The organism is Pseudomonas graminis (genome assembly GCF_013201545.1).
Lineage (GTDB): Bacteria > Pseudomonadota > Gammaproteobacteria > Pseudomonadales > Pseudomonadaceae > Aquipseudomonas.
Genome location: NZ_CP053746.1, coordinates 5,337,694 through 5,355,561 on the forward strand (window position 1 = coordinate 5,337,694; position 17,868 = coordinate 5,355,561).

At 61.5% G+C, this 17,868-nt stretch carries 18 protein-coding genes; 8 read left to right on the top strand and 10 right to left on the bottom strand.

Going from position 1 to position 17,868, the window contains the following annotated elements; genetic code table 11:
- Positions 1–30 precede the first annotated feature (30 nt).
- The 3 genes from FX982_RS23670 to FX982_RS23680 all read left to right on the top strand — a co-directional run bounded on the left by FX982_RS23670 (position 31) and on the right by FX982_RS23680 (position 3,500).
- Positions 31–1,386 (top strand): nucleobase:cation symporter-2 family protein, encoded by a 1,356-nt coding sequence (locus tag FX982_RS23670; RefSeq protein ID WP_172612827.1) that lies wholly within the window; start codon positions 31–33, stop codon positions 1,384–1,386.
- A 357-nt stretch (positions 1,387–1,743) separates the two neighbouring features.
- On the top strand, positions 1,744–2,532 hold the full coding sequence (locus FX982_RS23675; protein ID WP_172612828.1) for a hypothetical protein: 789 nt from the start codon (positions 1,744–1,746) through the stop codon (positions 2,530–2,532).
- Between the two features lie 209 nt (positions 2,533–2,741).
- The gene (locus FX982_RS23680; protein ID WP_172612829.1) at positions 2,742–3,500 is read left to right on the top strand and encodes a COG4705 family protein; all 759 of its coding nucleotides are present in this window, start codon (positions 2,742–2,744) and stop codon (positions 3,498–3,500) included.
- Positions 3,501–3,611: 111 nt separating this feature from the next.
- On the opposite strand, the gene FX982_RS23685 is transcribed toward FX982_RS23680, so the two are convergent.
- On the bottom strand, positions 3,612–3,836 hold the full coding sequence (locus FX982_RS23685; RefSeq protein WP_065988731.1) for a hypothetical protein: 225 nt from the start codon (positions 3,834–3,836) through the stop codon (positions 3,612–3,614).
- 224 nt (positions 3,837–4,060) lie between these two features.
- Here FX982_RS23685 and FX982_RS23690 point away from each other — a divergent pair, with 224 nt between their 5' ends.
- The gene (locus FX982_RS23690) at positions 4,061–4,669 is read left to right on the top strand and encodes a TetR/AcrR family transcriptional regulator (protein ID WP_172612830.1); all 609 of its coding nucleotides are present in this window, start codon (positions 4,061–4,063) and stop codon (positions 4,667–4,669) included.
- A gap of 2 nt (positions 4,670–4,671) precedes the next feature.
- Here FX982_RS23690 and FX982_RS23695 read toward each other — a convergent pair whose 3' ends face one another.
- Positions 4,672–5,070: a response regulator gene (locus tag FX982_RS23695; protein WP_172612831.1), complete on the bottom strand. Its 399-nt coding sequence runs from the start codon at positions 5,068–5,070 to the stop codon at positions 4,672–4,674.
- Positions 5,071–5,612: 542 nt separating this feature from the next.
- Here FX982_RS23695 and FX982_RS23700 point away from each other — a divergent pair.
- The 4 genes from FX982_RS23700 (at position 5,613) to FX982_RS23715 (ending at position 10,663) form a co-directional block, all read left to right on the top strand.
- The gene (locus tag FX982_RS23700) at positions 5,613–7,244 is read left to right on the top strand and encodes a methyl-accepting chemotaxis protein (protein ID WP_172612832.1); all 1,632 of its coding nucleotides are present in this window, start codon (positions 5,613–5,615) and stop codon (positions 7,242–7,244) included.
- A gap of 489 nt (positions 7,245–7,733) precedes the next feature.
- The gene (locus FX982_RS23705; protein ID WP_172612833.1) at positions 7,734–8,615 is read left to right on the top strand and encodes an urea transporter; all 882 of its coding nucleotides are present in this window, start codon (positions 7,734–7,736) and stop codon (positions 8,613–8,615) included.
- A gap of 45 nt (positions 8,616–8,660) precedes the next feature.
- Positions 8,661–9,527: an ion transporter gene (locus tag FX982_RS23710; protein ID WP_172612834.1), complete on the top strand. Its 867-nt coding sequence runs from the start codon at positions 8,661–8,663 to the stop codon at positions 9,525–9,527.
- A gap of 134 nt (positions 9,528–9,661) precedes the next feature.
- Positions 9,662–10,663: a sulfate ABC transporter substrate-binding protein gene (locus FX982_RS23715; RefSeq protein WP_172612835.1), complete on the top strand. Its 1,002-nt coding sequence runs from the start codon at positions 9,662–9,664 to the stop codon at positions 10,661–10,663.
- 964 nt (positions 10,664–11,627) lie between these two features.
- Here the strand turns inward: FX982_RS23715 and FX982_RS23720 are convergent.
- The 8 genes from FX982_RS23720 to FX982_RS23755 all read right to left on the bottom strand — a co-directional run bounded on the left by FX982_RS23720 (position 11,628) and on the right by FX982_RS23755 (position 17,754).
- A complete protein-coding gene (locus FX982_RS23720; protein WP_122622861.1) occupies positions 11,628–12,056 on the bottom strand; it encodes a hypothetical protein in 429 nt (142 codons plus the stop codon).
- A 30-nt stretch (positions 12,057–12,086) separates the two neighbouring features.
- Positions 12,087–13,292 (bottom strand): c-type cytochrome biogenesis protein CcmI, encoded by a 1,206-nt coding sequence (ccmI, locus tag FX982_RS23725; RefSeq protein ID WP_172612836.1) that lies wholly within the window; start codon positions 13,290–13,292, stop codon positions 12,087–12,089.
- Positions 13,289–13,759 carry a cytochrome c-type biogenesis protein gene (locus FX982_RS23730; protein ID WP_254074951.1) on the bottom strand — a complete coding sequence of 157 codons (471 nt, stop codon included), beginning with the start codon at positions 13,757–13,759 and terminating at the stop codon, positions 13,289–13,291. The genes ccmI and FX982_RS23730 overlap by 4 nt, the downstream gene beginning before the upstream one ends.
- A 62-nt stretch (positions 13,760–13,821) precedes the next feature.
- Positions 13,822–14,358 (bottom strand): DsbE family thiol:disulfide interchange protein, encoded by a 537-nt coding sequence (locus tag FX982_RS23735; protein WP_172612838.1) that lies wholly within the window; start codon positions 14,356–14,358, stop codon positions 13,822–13,824.
- Positions 14,355–16,328 carry a heme lyase CcmF/NrfE family subunit gene (locus FX982_RS23740; protein WP_172612839.1) on the bottom strand — a complete coding sequence of 658 codons (1,974 nt, stop codon included), beginning with the start codon at positions 16,326–16,328 and terminating at the stop codon, positions 14,355–14,357. Before FX982_RS23740 ends, FX982_RS23735 begins: the two co-directional genes overlap by 4 nt.
- 3 nt (positions 16,329–16,331) lie before the next feature.
- Entirely contained in the window at positions 16,332–16,805 is a 474-nt protein-coding gene (gene ccmE / locus FX982_RS23745; protein WP_172612840.1) for a cytochrome c maturation protein CcmE, read from the bottom strand.
- Positions 16,802–16,978, bottom strand: coding sequence for a heme exporter protein CcmD (gene ccmD, locus FX982_RS23750; protein WP_122536811.1), 177 nt, complete (start codon positions 16,976–16,978; stop codon positions 16,802–16,804). The genes ccmE and ccmD overlap by 4 nt, the downstream gene beginning before the upstream one ends.
- Entirely contained in the window at positions 16,975–17,754 is a 780-nt protein-coding gene (locus FX982_RS23755; RefSeq protein WP_172613168.1) for a heme ABC transporter permease, read from the bottom strand. Before FX982_RS23755 ends, ccmD begins: the two co-directional genes overlap by 4 nt.
- Positions 17,755–17,868 lie beyond the last annotated feature (114 nt).

The following is a 17,868-nucleotide window of genomic DNA, read 5'->3' on the forward strand; positions in this document are numbered from 1 at the left end:
ACCCCACAATAAGAACAAATGAGGTGTTGCATGTCCGAGTCAACTCACGCGCGCATCCCTGCCGCGCCGCCACGACAGCCCCTGCCACTGCTGCAACTGATCCTGGTGGGCCTGCAACACGTTCTGTTGATGTACGGCGGTGCCGTTGCGGTGCCGCTGATCATCGGCCAGGCCGCCGGGCTTTCCCGGGAAGAAATCGCCTTTCTGATCAACGCCGACCTGCTGGTCGCCGGCATCGCCACGGTGGTGCAGTCCCTCGGCATCGGTCCGCTGGGGATTCGCATGCCAATCATGATGGGCGCCAGCTTCGCCGCCGTCGGCAGCATGGTGGCGATGGCCGGAATGAACGGCGTCGGCCTGCCGGGGATCTTCGGCGCGACCATCGCGGCGGGCTTCTTCGGCATGCTGATCGCCCCGTTCATGTCGAAAATCGTGCGCTTCTTTCCGCCGCTGGTGACCGGCACGGTGATCACCTCCATCGGCCTGTCGCTGTTTCCGGTGGCGGTCAACTGGGCGGGCGGCGGCAGCAAGGCGGTGAGCTTCGGCGACCCGGTCTACCTCGGCGTCGCCGCGCTGGTGCTGCTGACGATTCTGCTGATCAACCGCTTCATGCGCGGCTTCTGGGTGAATATCTCGGTGCTGATCGGTATGGGCCTGGGCTACATCCTCTCCGGCTTCATCGGCATGGTCGACCTCAGTGGACTGGGTCAGGCCGAATGGCTGAAGGTGGTCACGCCCCTGCACTTCGGCATGCCGCAATTCAGTCTCGCGCCGATCCTGTCGATGTGCCTGGTGGTGGTGATTATTTTTGTCGAATCCACAGGAATGTTCCTCGCCCTGGGCAAGATCACCGACCGCGAAGTCACCCCGAGCATGCTGCGCCGGGGCCTGTTGTGCGACGCGGCCGCCTCGTTTCTTGCGGGCTTTCTCAACACCTTCACCCACTCCTCGTTTGCGCAGAACATCGGGCTGGTGCAGATGACCGGTGTGCGCTGCCGCTCGGTGACCATCGTCGCGGGCGGGTTTCTCATCCTCCTCAGCCTGCTGCCGAAAGCGGCTTATCTGGTGGCCTCGATTCCGCCCGCCGTACTGGGCGGCGCGGCCATCGCCATGTTCGGGATGGTCGCCGCCACCGGGATCAAGATCCTTCAGGAGGCGGACATCGCCGATCGGCGTAATCAGCTGCTGGTCGCGGTGAGCATCGGCATGGGCCTGATCCCGGTGGTAAGGCCGGAATTCTTCAGCCAGTTGCCACAGTGGATGGGGCCGATCACCCACAGCGGCATCGCCATGGCGACATTGAGCGCCGTGCTGCTGAACCTGCTGTTCAACGTGCTGGGCGGTGCCGAGCGCGCAGCGATGGCCGGGCCGCTGCATTCACACTGAGGGGTTGCCCTGTTTTCGACGGGAGTGCGCTGTCACAGAGCACTTGAGCACGGCTGCGCGAGTCAGTATCCTCCGCCGCCGCTCGAATTCAGCCCAATAACAACACTGCAACTAACCTGACTGACCGGACAACTCTCCGATCAGCCCGTGCATCTTCCAAACGGCATCGAAAAAACGACCAATCGACTGTTCTTTAAACAGCCGGCAGGACTTTTTTGTCTTTTTTCAAGGTGTTGGCTCAGCTCTTGCTATTCACTCAAAGCTGACCAAACAGACAACTTAGTTAATTAAACCCAAGGCGCCATAACAGAGCGTCCGTTCAAAAAAAACCACGACGTCAATCCAAGGGAGTCTTACATGAACCGCACGCTTTCCAGCCTGATGGCCGCCAGTAGCCTGCTGGCCGCCGCGCCTGCCATGTCGGGTGATCTGCTGCAGTGGCAGAGCAACAGCCTGACTTACCTTTACGGCAAGAACTTCGCCGTGAACCCTGAGAACCAGCAGACGTTCACCTACGAACATGCCGATGGCTGGAAATACGGCGATAACTTCGTGTTCCTCGATTACATCAGCTACAACGGCAAAAAAGACGGCAGCCTGGGCAACGCATCGACGTACGGGGAGATTTCCCCTCGCCTGTCCCTGGGCAAGATCTTCGATCAGAAGTTCCAGCTGGGACCGATCACTGACGTGTTGTTGGCGACGACGTACGAGTTTGGCGAAGGGGATGTCGAGTCGTATCTGATCGGCCCGGGTTTTGATTTGAAGGTGCCTGGCTTTGACTACTTCCAGCTCAACTTCTACAAGCGTTACACCGACGGCCACCGCGCAGGCTATGGCGCCTGGCAGATTACGCCGGTCTGGTCCTACACGATTCCCGTGGGCAAGTCCGACATTCTCATCGACGGTTTCATGGATTGGGTCGTGGACAATAAGCAGTCCAACAGCAAAGGCGATTACCACTCCAACCTGCACTTCAACCCGCAGATCAAATACGACCTGGGCAAGGCGCTTAATCTTCCGGATCGGCAGTTGTATGTGGGCGTCGAATACGATTACTGGAGCAACAAGTACGGCATCAACGACACGCGCTCTTTCGACACCGACCAGAACACCGCGAGTTTGCTGGTGAAAGTGTTCTTCTGATCGCTTTGGACGGTGCCGGCAAACGCCTTCACGGGCCGCCGGCAGCAGGCGTTCACTGCAGAATGTCCGGGGCATTGCGCTCCGGGCATTTAATGCGCTTTTCATTTTCATGTGACCGATTTTTAACTTCCACTCCGGGAAGATAGGCACCGTCGGCCACTGTCGGGCAGACACTCAAACCTCCCTGTCTGCACCACCCGGTAATCACAATGAACAAACTTCCGCAGATAACGCTCGCGTTCTGGGTCATGAAAATCTGTGCCACCACGTTAGGCGAAACAGCAGGCGACTTGCTGTCGATGACCCTCGACGTTGGCTATCTGATCAGCTCCCTTATTTTAATCAGCGTCTTTGTCGTCACGCTCATCACCCAACTGGCCTCCAAACGCTATAACCCGGCGCTGTACTGGCTGGTCATTCTGTCCACCAGCACGGCGGGCACCACCATGTCCGATTTCATGGACCGCACGCTGGGCCTCGGTTATGCCGCAGGCTCGGCCATTCTAGTGGCGATCCTGCTGGCGATCTTCTCGGCCTGGTACTGGAGCGAACGGTCGTTGTCAGTCAGCCGCGTCACCACAATGAAAGCCGAGCTGTTCTACTGGTTCGCCATCCTGTTCTCGAACACCCTGGGCACGGCGCTGGGCGACTTCCTGGCGGATGACTCGGGATTGGGTTTCATGGGCGGGGCGTTGCTGATCGGCTCGGCGATTGCCCTGGTCGTGGTGCTTCACTACACGACCCGGTTGTCTTCGGTGGCGTTGTTCTGGATCGCCTTCGTGCTGACTCGCCCGTTTGGCGCGACCCTGGGCGACGTGCTGACCAAACCCCATGAAAAAGGTGGCCTGGATTTCGGCACGGTGGGTTCGTCGATGGTACTGCTGGGTATTCTGATGCTGCTGGTGGGCGCCGCCATGTATTACAACCGCAAGCCCGCGCCGGCTTATGCGGCGATCAGCGACAAGTAAGGACACGCTCCATCGAAGTAAGGCGCGCTTGCCTGGGACCGAAGCACTTCAACCCTCGCTACACAGGCTGAGGTTCAACGGGCACAGGCAAACGCGCCCAGGGTCACCCCCTCAGGAATGCCCTTCCCACGGCAGCGGCTTGCCCGCTCGCACCCTCGCGTTCAGCGAGCGCAACAGGTCGAGGGGATCCCGGTCCTTCATCGCATGACTCTGCTCGTCGACCCAGGTCATGACCTGCTGCCGGTCGAGCGTCGGCCGGCGGTGCAGGATTTCAACCAACTGCCGCTCACAATGCTGGGCATACGCAACGACGCTGGAAAACAATGGGCTGTTCATGCTGCCGACACCTCGCCACCGAATACGCGTTCAGCCTTGATAAGGCGCCAGTTCTGCTACTGCTCCCGGTACAACCCGCCACACAATACCACTGGCGCGCCATTGAAACAGTGGCAAGCCGGTGCGGCAAAGGGACGGGGTCGGGTGGCAGTGACAATGTTGAGCCTGCCGGGAGGCCGGTGCTAACATTCGCCACCGCCGAGCAGGCAAGGACAGACCGGTTTATGAGCAGCATCCGCGAGCGCAACAAAGAACTGATCCTGCGCGCAGCCAGCGAGGAATTTGCCGACAAGGGGTTCGCCGCCAGCAAGACCAGCGACATCGCCGCCAAGGCGGGTGTGCCCAAGCCCAACGTCTATTACTACTTCAAGTCCAAGGACAACCTGTATCGCGAGGTGCTCGAAAGCATCATCGAGCCGATCATGCAGGCGTCGACGCCGTTCAATCGCGAGGGCGTGCCGGCTGACGTGTTGACGCGTTATATCCGCTCGAAGATCCGCATCTCCCGCGACCTGCCCTTCGCCTCAAAGGTGTTCGCCAGCGAGATCATGCACGGCGCGCCGCATCTGACACCCGAACAAGTTGAGCAACTCAATGGACAGGCCCGGCACAACATCGAATGCATTCAGGGGTGGATCGATGACGGTCTGATTGCGCCGATCGACCCCCATCACCTGATGTTCAGCATTTGGGCCGCCACCCAGACCTATGCCGACTTCGACTGGCAGATTTCCACGGTGACGGGCAAAGCAAGTCTGGACGACGCTGATTACGAAGCCGCCGCCCAGACCATCATCCGGCTGGTGCTCAAAGGGTGTGAGCCGGACCGCTGAAGTCAGTAGCCTTCTTCTTTGTCATAGCCCAGGGCCTTGTTCACGCCTTGTAAAAGCTGGCCGAAGCTCCAAGGCTTGCGAATGAACACGACCGGATGGACGACGCCAGAGCTTTCGGGCGTCTCGTGGCCTGACATGATCAGGATCGGGATGTCCGGATACTTGTCGCCTGACAGATTCGCAAGGTCGGCACCGTTCAAGGTACCCGGCATGAGGATATCGGTGAGGAGAAGCGCCACCTCGCCGGCGTTGCTTTCGAGGTACTTCGCCGCCTCATCTGCAGTCTCCAGCGCACGGGTGGTAAAGCCCTCATCCTCGAGGATTTCGCAAACAAACTCGCGAATGATTTCCTCGTCCTCAACCACCAGAATGAGTCCCATGTTTGGTACGTCTGCTGCCATTTGCGCCACATCCACAATAATTATTTCCCATGCCTGCCCGGCCGGCCCTGTCCTGGACTCGGGTGTAGTCCGTACTGTGAGCGGCGCAAGCGCCGGAAATTCCATCGGGAAGCAACATTTGGTCGAAACGTTGTACAGATTCGGCAAATGAATGGGTGCACAAGGGTGTTCGCCAAATCGCAGGCAATAAAAAACCCGCCGAAGCGGGTTTGTGCAACACCGTCCAACTTCCTGTTGGCCGCCAATGCCTGGCAACGGTCGATCGTCCTTGATCCTGCAGCGGTCCGTTGCTGCAGTTGATGGATCCAATGTACCGCGAGCGCGTGTTACAACCTAGAGCCAAGTTCCTCAGGTCGTGTAAGCCTTTCGCTATACCTGTGTCAGTTGCCTGCGTCCACGCTCAGGTTTATACCGGTCAGGCCGAGATGCTTAATGACACCGTGGCTTCCCTTCGTTAAAGGGCGCGGGTCAACGCGCTGTCGTGCAAGCGCTGACAGGGCGGCCTGCCCGAACAAGAAGAATAAAGAAGCGGAGTGACGATCATGAATATGCGCAATCTCTCGATCAGCCGGCGTTTGTGGCTGATTCTCATCGTCGCCGTGGTGATGCTGTTTACACTGGCGGCGGCGATGCTCAAGCAGATCCACGACGATCTGTATGAAGCCAAAACCATCAAGACCATGCACGTGGTGCAGACCGCCAGCGGCCTGCTCGACTTCTACCATGGCCTGGAAACCGCCGGGACCCTCACCCGCGAACAAGCGCAGCAGCAGGCGATGGATGCCATTCGCGGGCTGCGCTACAACCAGACCGACTACTTCTGGATCAACGACCTGCGCCCGGTGATGATCATGCACCCGGCCAACCCCAAGCTGGTGGGCCAGGACCTGTCCGGCATCAAAGACCCGGACGGCTTTCAGGTCTTCAACGAGATGGTGACACTGGCCAAGGCCAAAGGCGCCGGCATGGTCAACTACCGCTGGCCCAAGCCCGGCGCCACTGACGCGGTCGGCAAGACCTCCTACATTTCGCTGTTCGCGCCGTGGGGCTGGATCATCGGCTCCGGCGTCTACATCGATGACGTGCAGGCCGAGTTCTACAAGCAGGTGGTCAAGGCGCTGTCGATCAGTGCCGGCATCATTCTGGTCATGGCGCTGCTGTTGATTCTGATCGCGCGCAGCATCGCCGGCCCGCTCAAGGCCACCGTCGAGGCGATGGCCAACATTGCCAGCGGGGAAAGCGACCTGACCCGCACCCTGGCAACTCAGGGCAACGACGAAGTCACCCAACTGGCCCGGCACTTCAACGCGTTTACCGCCAAGCTGCGTGGCGTGGTCAGCGAGTTGCAATCCTCGGCCGTCGGCCTTGGTCAGGCGTCCAGTGAGCTGGGCAGCAACGCGATACAAGCCCAGGAACGCAGCCAGCAGCAGTCGTTGCAGATGGAGCAGGTGGCGACGGCGGTCAATGAGGTCACCTATGGCGTGCAGGACGTGGCGAAGAACGCCGAGCACGCCGCCAGCGAGATGCGCAACGCCGAGTCCCAGGCGCAGCAGGGTCAGGCCAACATCGACAGCAGCCTGAAGCAGATCGGGCACCTGTCCGGGACGATCGATCAGGCCGTGGAAGTGATTCGCACGCTGGCCAGCGAAAGCACGCAGATCGGCGGCGTGCTGGAGGTGATCAGTTCGATTGCCGAGCAGACCAACCTGCTGGCGCTCAACGCCGCTATCGAGGCCGCCCGCGCCGGTGATCAGGGCCGTGGCTTCGCCGTCGTAGCAGATGAAGTACGTCTGCTGGCCCAGCGCACGCAGAAATCCACGGCGGAAATCCAGGCGATGATCGAGCGGCTGCAGGCGCATTCGGATGCGGCGGTGAAAGTCATCGCCGACAGCAGTCGTTCGTCGCAGTTGACCATCGAGCAGGCCAATCTGGCCGGCCAAAGCCTGACCTCCATCAGCCAGGCGCTTCGCAACCTCAACGGCCTCAACGCCTCTATCGCCAGCGCGACCCTTGAGCAATCCCATGTGGTGGAAGACATCAACCAGAACGTCACTCAGGCGGCGCAGTTGTCCCAGAGCACGGCGGTGGCGGCGGAACAGTCCAGCGCGGCGAGCCATCAGCTCAAGGGGTTGAGTGAACAGCTGAATGGGTTGTTGCGGCAGTTTCGGGTTTAAGCAACTGACGTCTTCCCGGCTAAAGCCGGTCCCACGGGGGTCCGCGGTGTTTTCGTAGGACTGGCTTTAGCCGGGAAGAGGCCCGTTTCGACGCCATCAATTTTGCGGTGTGGCGCCTGACGCTTTCCCGGCTGAAGCCGGTCCTACAGGGGTACGTGGTGTTTTCGTAGGACTGGCTTTAGCCGGGAAGAGGCTCGTTTTGACGCCATCAATTTTGCGGTGTGGCGCCTGGCGCTTTCCCGGCTGAAGCCGGTCCCACGGGGGTACGCGGTGTTTTCGTAGGACTGGCTTTAGCCGGGAAGAGGCCCGTTTCGACGCCATCAAATTTGCGGTGTGGCGCCTGACGCTTTCCTGGCTGAAGCCGGTCCTACAGGGATGCGGTGTGTCAGCGATAGTGGCGATGAAGCGGATGTAGCTTGCCTACAACCTTGCTGAACTACGTACCTCAAGTCATTATGTATACAATAACTGCAACTATTGAATACATATATGCCAACCATTCCCACGGCATCCCCCCACCATTGCCCCGACTGGGCCGAAGCCCTGCTCAACGGGTTCAGTCAGGTGCTCCTGCAACGCAGCCCCCTCTGCGGGGTTTTCTGTCTGTTGGCGATTCTGATCAGCGCGCCCTCCTCCCTGGGCGGCGCACTGCTGGGTGCCGTCGCCGGTTTGCTCACGGCGCAACGTCGCGGCTACTCGAAAAGCCGGCGCCAAGCCGGGCTCTATAGCTACAACGGCATTTTGCTCGGGCTGCTGATCGGTTCTCAGGTCGAATGGTCGCCACTGGTGCCGCTGCTGACCATTGCCTGCGGCGGACTCAGCGCGATGCTCATGCACGCCTGGCTGGAACGCACGCCGCGCGCTACGTGCCTCCACGCCTACACCGCGCCCTTCGTGCTGTTTGGCTGGTTGTTATTGATGTTTGTCGAACCGACTTCAATCGGCGTCGCAGACATGAGCCCGATCCACGCCCTGCCCTTGGGGTTTGGTCAGGTCTTCTTGCTCGATCATCCGCTGGCAGGGCTGCTGATCGGTGTCGGGCTGCTGATCGCCAATCGGCGCGCCGCGCTCTGGGCCTTTGTCGGTTGCATCAGCGGCCTCGCTTTCGTGCTGTGGCAGTCGCAGCCCGGTTTGCCGCTGCCCGGCCTGTGCGGCTATAACCCGGCGCTGGCCGGGCTGGCCTTCAGTCAGACGCGGCACAAACCCTGGCTCCCGGCGAGCGCCATCGCGCTGTCCATTCTGCTGCAGCCGGGGTTTGCAGCCATAGGGCTTGAGACCCTCACCGCGCCGTTTATTCTGGCCTGCTGGCTGGTGCAGGCCAGCACCCGGCTGCTGCGCAAGGTGATCAGCGATGACAGGTTGCGCTCCTGAGCGCTTTGTCCCACGCTCTGCCGACCTTGCACGCGGAACGACCCCATGGACAGCAACATCAGTTGGCGCGAACAGCTACGCATCATCGTTTTTCAGAGTGACACCAAACCCGGTCGACGCTTCGACAAGATCCTGCTGGTGCTCATCCTTTGCAGCCTGCTCGTGGCGATCATCGACAGCATCGAAGCCGTCCACCGCAACTACGCGACGCCGCTGGCCTGGGTCGAGTGGGCTTTCACCTTCATCTTCGCCGTCGAGTACCTGGTGCGCCTGTACTGCTCGCCCAAGCCCCTCAAGTACGCGTTCAGCTTCTACGGCCTGATCGATTTGCTGGCGATCGTGCCGGGCATCCTGGCGATCTATTACAGCGACGCGCAGTACCTGCTGATCGTGCGCGTAGTGCGGATGCTGCGGATCTTCCGCGTGCTCAAGCTCAGCCCCTATCTGAAGCAGGCCAACTATTTGCTGGCGGCCCTGCGGGGCAGCAAACAGAAGATCATTGTGTTTCTCGCCACCGTGTCGACGCTGGTCACGGTGTTCGGCACGCTGATGTACGTCGTCGAAGGGCCGGAGCACGGCTTCACCAGCATTCCAAAGGGCATCTATTGGGCGATCGTCACGCTGACCACGGTGGGCTTTGGCGACATTGTGCCGAAGACCCCGATCGGGCAGATTCTGTCGTCGCTGGTGATGATCACCGGTTACTCGATCATCGCCGTGCCGACCGGGATTTTCACCGCCGAACTGGCCAATGCCATGCGCGGCGATCAACTGCAGCACGACTGCCCGGTCTGCGCCAAGAACGCCCATGAACCCAACGCGGCGTTCTGTTCGCGCTGCGGCAATGCGCTGTTTCCCAAGCTCGGCGCGATGCCTGCACCGGCAGACGCGCAACGGGACATAAGCACATGAGTTTTTGATCTATTGGGCCGCTGGGGACTTTGGTTATAGTCGCCAGCAATTCGCCATCTTGCCTGGTTATAACAACGGCTCTTTCAAGAGCGACTCACTAAACGCCCCCCGCTCAACGCCACAAGGAATTCACAGTGAAAAAGATCTTCGCCGCTTCCCTGCTCGCCGCAGGACTGGCCCTGGGCAGCGCTGCACAGGCCGCCGCGCCGTCGTTGCTCAACGTGTCGTATGACGTGATGCGCGATTTCTACAAGGACTACAACGCTGCATTCCAGAAGCACTGGAGCGCCGAGCATCAGGAAAACGCGACGATTCAGATGTCCTTCGGCGGGTCGAGCAAGCAGGCGCGGTCGGTGATCGATGGCCTGCCTGCCGATGTCATCACCATGAACATGGCCACCGACATCAACGCGCTGGCCGACAACGGCGAGCTGGTGCCGAAGGACTGGGTCACCCGCCTGCCGAACAACAGCGCGCCGTTCACCTCGGCCACGGTGTTCATCGTGCGCAAGGGCAACCCGAAGGCGCTGAAGGACTGGCCGGACCTGGTCAAGGATGGCGTTGAAGTGGTGGTGCCCAACCCGAAAACCTCGGGCAACGGCCGCTACACCTACCTCTCGGCCTGGGGCTACACGCTGAAGAACGGCGGCGATGAAGCAGCCGCGAAGAAGTTCGTCGGCGAGCTGTTCAGTCACGTGCCCGTGCTCGACACCGGCGGCCGCGGCGCGACCACCACGTTCATGACCAACCACATCGGCGACGTGCTGGTGACCTTTGAGAACGAAGCGGAAATGATCGCCCGCGAGTTTGGTCGCGATCAGTTCGAAGTGGTCTACCCGAGTGTCTCCGCCGAGGCAGAACCGCCGGTGAGTGTGGTGGACAAAGTAGTCGACAAGAAAGGCACCCGCGCGGTGGCCGAGGCGTACCTGAAGTACTTGTGGTCGCCGGAAGGACAGGAAATTGCGGCGGCCAATTACTTGCGTCCCCGCGACCCGGCGGTGCTGGCCAAGTACAACGACCGCTTCCCGAAAGTGGACTTTCTGTCAGTGGAAAAAACCTTCGGCGACTGGCGCACTGTGCAGAAGACCCACTTCAATGATGGCGGGGTGTTTGATCAGATCTATCCGGCGAAATAAGGCCCTCGGCTTAGTACCCCAGGATCAAGAGCGTCTGCCTAACGGCAGACTGTTTCGCCTTCGGCGAGTTACTTGATAAAGCCCCAAGTAACCAAGGGCTTTTGCTCCTGGTTGGGCCCCTCGTCCCTCGGGGTTCCTTCACTCCGGTCTTGCTCCGTGGGCCCGCGCCGAACGGACATCCATGTCCGCAACGGCGCTCTCGCGGCATCCATGCCGCTCGACCCACTCCGCAAAACCTGCGTTCAGCCTGCACCCAAGTCGCGATGGGTGTCGTCTGGGCGTTATGTGTTTGAAGATCAAGATCAAGAGCAGATCAACCGCTTCCCGGCTAAAGCCGGTCCTACAAGTATGCGCGGTCAGTAGGACCGGCTTTAGCCGGGAAAGCATCAGCAGGCACGCCGCGAAATTGATGATCGTTGATCGTTCCCACGCTCCGCGTGGGAATGCATCCCGTGACGCTCCGCGTCACCTCACCCGGCTTGAATGCGCGTCGTCAGCGGGACGCGGAGCGTGGGAACGATCAGAACACTGCAGGATGTTCGGTGCTCACACCGGCCTCTTCCCGGCTAAAGCCGGTCCCACTAACAGACCGCGTGCGCCCGTAAGACCGGCTTCAGTCGGGAAGCGCTTGATCTGCTTTTGATCTTCATACGCAAAAGGCTCAAACACCGCCAAACGCGACTTGGGTGCAGGCCGAACGCAGACGACGCGCAGTGGGCCGAGCCGCATGGATGCGGCGAGAGCGCCGTCAGGACATGGATGTCCGTTCGGCGCGGGCCCACGGAGCGTCGTCGGAGTGAGGGTACTCCGACGAAGGAGGAGCCCAACCAGGAGCAGGCACTTTTGCTTACTTTTGGTGCTTTTCAAAAGTAACTCGCCGAAGGCGAAACGGTCTGCCCCCAGGCAGACGCCCTTGATCTTGATCTTGATCTTGATCTTGCCAAAGCAAGCCGCGCCGCCTAAATCAGTTCCCGAACTGCTTGCTCAACCCCGGCGGCACACCGCTGGCATCAGTCTCCTGCCAGGGACCGCTGGGCGAGGTCGACCAGGTCCAGCCGTTGTTCCAGCGGTAATAGGTGCGCTGGCGATAGAACGTATTCGGCACGTTATCCAGCACATGCACGCCCAAACGCGCATCCCAGTGGCTGTTGCCACCCGGCGGCGGGGCGAAGTGCGAAGAGGTTTTCGGGCCCGGCGCCGGGATCGGCGTCGACGGCGGTGTCTGCGGCGCCGTGCGCGGGGTGCCGGGCTGCGGGGTCGGCGACGGGCCGGGCATGGTCGGGATCGGCTCGGAACTCTGTTCGGAGCTCCGGGACCCCGGATGCTGCACCGCACAGGCTGCGGTCAATCCCACCACCAGAGTCAACAAGGCAAAACGGGCGACGCGATACATAAGGACTCTCTACTCGTTGCGTTAACGGGGTTACTGATCGGGGCTGTCGATGGTCAGGGCCTGCAGCGCCGTCACGTTGCTCGGCAATGGCTGGCTGCGACCGACCCATTCGCCCGCTGTGGGCTGACCGGCACGGGACACCCGGGCCACGAGTTGGACTTCGGCGAAGTTCGACAGTTTCAGCTGCGGCATCATCGCGTCCGCGTCAGTCAGCTCGACCTCCACCGGCAAGTCAGCCACAGTCACGCGCTTGACCGCCAGCGGCGCCGGCGGGCCTGACACCGCGCGGGCAAACACAAACACCGTGTCGCCCGGCTGCACCTTGGCTTTTAACGCTTCCGACAGCGTGACACGCACTTTCACACGCACGCCCTGCACCGCCACCGGCTGGGTGTCTTCCAGCGCGCCGCCACTTTGCACGAGCTTGTCACGGGCGCGTTTGATCCCGCCTTCCAGCGCCCCACGGGAGGGATCGTCCGGCGGTAACACCGCCAGCAAACGCGTCCAGTAACTGACTGCCTGATCAAACTGCTGGCTTTCAAACGCGTTGATCCCCATCAGGCCCAGGCTGGTGACCTCCTTGGGATTCAACTTCAGCGCTTCTTCGGCAATCCCCTGAATCTGCGGGCTCCAGGCCCTGTTGCCGGCGAAATACAGCGCCTGGGCCCATTGCCCCAGCAGTTCGGGCTGACGGCCGGCCAGCTTGGCCGCGCGCCCGAACATTCGGGCTGCATCGGCCGGGCGATCCTGGGCCATGTAAGTCCGGGCGAGGAAATACGCGCTCTCGGCCGAATCCGGCTGCGCCTTGACCGCGCGCTCCAGGCGCTCGGTCATCTGCGCCAGCGAACCCGGTGGCTGGGAAAATTCCCGGGTGAGCTCGACCTTGTCCGACGCGCCGAAGTGCAGATACAGGCCCAACGCCAACACCGGGACCAGAATCGCGGCGAGCAACGGCAGCGGCTTGCCCAGGCGAGACACCCGCTCGGGACCCACGCCTTCGGTGTCGGCAAGCAATTCACGGGCAGCCTCGGCACGGCCGCCGTCCAGTTGCGCCGCCGAGAGCACGCCCTCCTCCTGCTGTGCTTGCAGCTCGGTGATGCGTTCCTGATACAAGGCAACGTTGAGGGCGGTGCGATCTTCTTCAGTCTGCGCGCGACGACCGCGCAACACCGGGATCAGCAGGAAACTCAGGGCCACCAGCAACAACAGGCCGGCGGCCATCCAGAAATCGATCATTCGCGGTTTTTATCCAGCAAGTGGGCGAGGCGCTGACGCTCCTCGTCGGAAAGCATGTCGGCGTCTTCGCGGTCCGAGCGGCGACGGCGCACGACAATCACACCAATCAACACCGCGCCGACCAGCAGCAACCCGGCCGGACCGAACCAGAGCAGCCAGGTGTGGGCATTGAGCTCGGGCTTGTAGCGCACGAACTCGCCGTAGCGATCAACCATGAAATCGATGATCTGTTGATTGCTTTGGCCTTCGCCAAGCATGCGGTAGATTTCTTTGCGCAGGTCGGCCGCGATGGGCGCGTTGGAATCGGCGATGTCCTGATTCTGGCACTTGGGGCAGCGCAGCTCGCGAGTCAGTTCGGTGTAGCGAGCCCGCTCGGCGTCGTCCTTGAAGGTGTAGGCATCGATCGCTGCCTGGGCCACACCGGCAAAGCCCAACGCCAATACCGCAGCAGCCGCCAGCCGCCGCACCCCCTGTAGGAGCGAGCTTGCTCGCGAAGAGGCCCGAACAGCCGCCACATCATGTCGGCTGATCATTCTGAGCCCTCATCCACCAGCGCCTGATACTGCCCTGCCAGCTTCTGGCGCCAGACGGTCTCGTCAATCACGCCCACATGCTTGTAACGAATGACGCCCTTCCCATCGATCAGAAAGGTCTCAGGCGCGCCATACACACCCAGATTCAGCCCCAGGCTGCCGGCCTCATCATTGATGTTCAGCTGATACGGATCGTGAAAGTCCTTGAGCCACTTCTGCGCTTCGGCGTTCACATCCTTGTAATTGACGCCGTAGATCACCACGCCCTGCTGGGCCAGTTTGGTCAGCACCGGGTGCTCGACGCGGCAGGCCACGCACCAGGTGCCCCAGACATTGACCAGCGCCGGTTTGCCAAGCAGGTCGGCGCGAGTCAGGGGCTTGCCATCCTGCACCGCAGGCAAGCTGAATTCAGGGAACGGCTTGCCGATCAGCGCCGACGGCAATTCCGATGGATCCAGATACAAGCCTCGATACAGCAACCCCGCCATGCCAAGGAACAGCACCAGCGGACCGAGCAACATCCAGCGCTTCATACCGCCGCTCCCGTCAGGCCCAATGCGTCACGCACCTTCATGCGGACCTTGACGCGATAACGCTTGTCCAGCGCTGCCAGCAGACCGCCCAGCGCGGTGATGAGCCCGCCGAACCAGATCCAGCGCACGAACGGCTTGACGTGGACACGCACCGCCCACGCGCCGTTTTCCAGCGGTTCGCCCAGCGCCACGTACAGATCGCGGGTAAAACCGGCGTCGATGCCGGCCTCGGTCATCATCGAACGCTGCACCGTGTACAGGCGTTTTTCCGGGTGCAGCACGGTGATTTCCTTGCCGTCTTCCAGCACGCGAAGGGTGCCGCGATCCGAGGTAAAGTTCGGGCCCTGGTAATGCTGGGCGCCCTCGAACACAAACATATAGCCACCCAGTTCTACCGACTCGCCGGGGGCCATGCGCAGGTCGCGCTCAGCGCTGTTCTGGCTCGACAACACCACGCCCAGCGCCAGCACCGCAATGCCGAGGTGCGCCACCTGCATACCCCAGTAACTGCGGGTCAGCGAGCGCGCGCCCTTGAGCAGGCCTTTGTGGCGTGTCTTGTCGAACAGGTCGCGCACGCCGGCCAGCAATACCCAGGCCGCCAGCAAACAGGTGGCAAGCACCGCCCAATGGAAGTCGGCCATGGCAAAACCGGCGACGACCGCCAATATCGCGCTGCCGACCAACACCGGCGCGAGCATGCTCAACAGCCACTTGACCGGCGTGTCCTTCCAGCGCACCAGGACACCCACCGCCATGACCGCCATGAGCAAACCCATCAGCGGCACGAACAACGCATTGAAATACGGCGGGCCGACCGACATCTTCGCCCCGCTTAAAGCATCCAGCACCAACGGGTACAGCGTGCCGAGCAGGATCATCGACGCGGCCACAACGAGCACGAGATTATTGCCCAGCAGCAGGGTTTCCCGGGACCACAGGCCAAAGCCGACATGGCTTTTCACCACCGGCGCGCGGATGGCAAATAGCGTCAGTGAGCCACCGACCACCATTAGCAGGAAGATCAGAATGAACACACCACGGGCCGGATCAGACGCGAAGGCGTGCACCGACGTCAGTACGCCTGAGCGCACGAGGAAGGTACCGAGCAGGCTCAACGAAAAGGCCGCGATGGCCAAAAGCACGGTCCAGCTTTTGAACACGCCGCGCTTCTCGGTAACCGCCAGGGAGTGAATCAGCGCCGTGCCCACCAGCCATGGCATGAACGAGGCGTTTTCTACCGGGTCCCAGAACCACCAGCCGCCCCAGCCGAGTTCGTAATAGGCCCACCACGAACCCAGGGTGATGCCGATGCCGAGGAAGGCCCAGGCAACGATGGTCCATGGACGCGACCAGCGCGCCCATGCCGCATCAAGCCGACCGCCAAGCAAGGCGGCGATGGCGAAGGCGAACGCCACCGAGAACCCGACATAACCCATGTACAGCATCGGCGGGTGGACGATCAGGCCGATGTCCTGCAGCAACGGATTCAGGTCGCGGCCGTCCTGGGGAATCTGCGGCAGGATGCGGCTGAAGGGGTTGGACGTGAGGATCAGGAACAGCAGAAAGCCGACGCTGATCATGCCCATCACCGCCAGCACCCGGGCGAGCATGACCTGGGGCAATTGCCGGGAAAAGATCGACACGGCGAAGGTCCAGCCGCCGAGGATGAGCGCCCAGAGCAGCAACGACCCTTCGTGTGCGCCCCAGACAGCGCTGAATTTGTAGTACCACGGCAACGCGCTGTTTGAGTTTTCAGCGACGTAGGCCACGGAAAAATCGTCGACCATGAACGAATGGGTAAGGCAACCGAAGGCAAACACCAGGAAAGCAAACTGCCCCCAGGCGGCGGGCTGGGCGAGGCTCATCCACAGGCGGTCGCCGCGCCAGGCGCCCAGCAGCGGCACGCTGGCCTGCACGATGGCGAAGCACAGGGCCAAAATCATGGCCAGATGGCCGAGTTCGGGAATCATCGTTTACCCCTGTTTGTCCGGGAGAGCGGCGGGCGTCGTGGCGGGCGCGAGCTGGCCGCTGTCATTCAGCGCTTTGGCGACTTCCGGCGGCATGTATTTCTCATCGTGTTTGGCCAGCACTTCGTCGGCGACGACCACGCCGTCGGCATTGAGCTTGCCGAGCGCAACGATGCCCTGCCCTTCGCGAAACAGGTCCGGAAGGATGCCGCGATAGGTGATGGGCACCGACTTGTTGAAATCGGTAACGGCAAAGGTTACGTCCAGGGAATCCGGCGAGCGCTGCAGCGAGCCCTGGACGACCATGCCACCGGCGCGAATCCGCGTATCACGGGGCGCTTCGCCGCCGGCGATCTGGGTCGGGGTGTAGAACAGGTTGATGTTTTCCTTCAGCGCGCTGAGTGCAAGGCTGACCGCGATGCCGACCCCGGCGAGGATCGCCACGATGATCAACAGGCGCTTTTTTCGCAGCGGATTCACGTAATGCTCTCCCGGCGCAGACGACGCGCCTCTTGTTGCAGGTAACGCCGACGCGCGACAACCGGTGCCAGGACGTTGATCGCCAGTACGGTGAAACAGATGCCATAAGCCGACCAGACATACAGACCGTGCTTGCCCATGGCGAGAAAATCGCTGAAAGACTCGAAGCTCATCGTTCGGCTCCATGGCGAGGTGACGCTGGGCGGCCTGAGTGCTTCATCAACTCATCCTTGACCCACCCGGCGCGGGCCTCGCGCTTGAGCACTTCCAGGCGCATGCGCATCAGCAGCACCGCACCGAAGAAGCTGTAAAACCCTAGGACGGTGAACAGCAGCGGCAGCCACATTTCGGCAGGCATGGCGGGTTTTTCCGTCAAGCTGAAGGTCGCGCCCTGGTGCAGCGTGCTCCACCATTCCACCGAGTATTTGATGATCGGGATGTTGATCACCCCAACGATAGCCAGCACGGCGCAGGCCTTGGCGGCGCTGTCGCGGTTGGTAATGGCGTTGCCCAGCGCGATCAGGCCGAAGTATAGAAACAGCAGGATCAGCATCGACGTCAGGCGCGCGTCCCAGACCCACCACGAGCCCCACGTCGGCTTGCCCCAGATCGCGCCGGTGACCAGCGCCAGGGCGGTCATCCACGCACCGACGGGCGCCGCACATTGCAGGGCGACGTCGGCCATCTTCATTTTCCAGACCAGCCCGACCACGCCGCACACGGCCATCATCACGTAGCAGGACTGCGCCAGCATCGCCGCCGGCACGTGGATATAAATGATGCGAAAGCTGTTGCCTTGCTGGTAGTCGGGCGGCGCGAACGCCAGGCCCCAGACCACGCCGATGCCGATCAACAGGGCCGCAGCGATGCTCAGCCACGGCAGCAGACGGCCGCTGATGCCGTAAAACCATTTGGGCGAACCGAGTTTGTGGAACCAGGCCCAACTCATGCCGCCTTTAGCCTTGGCGCTTGTGTTCATCACGCTGCCTTTTCATCACGGTGCTTTTCATCACGGTGCTCGTTATCACAGTGCGTCTCCGCCAGAGGCGCTATCAGGGCAAGG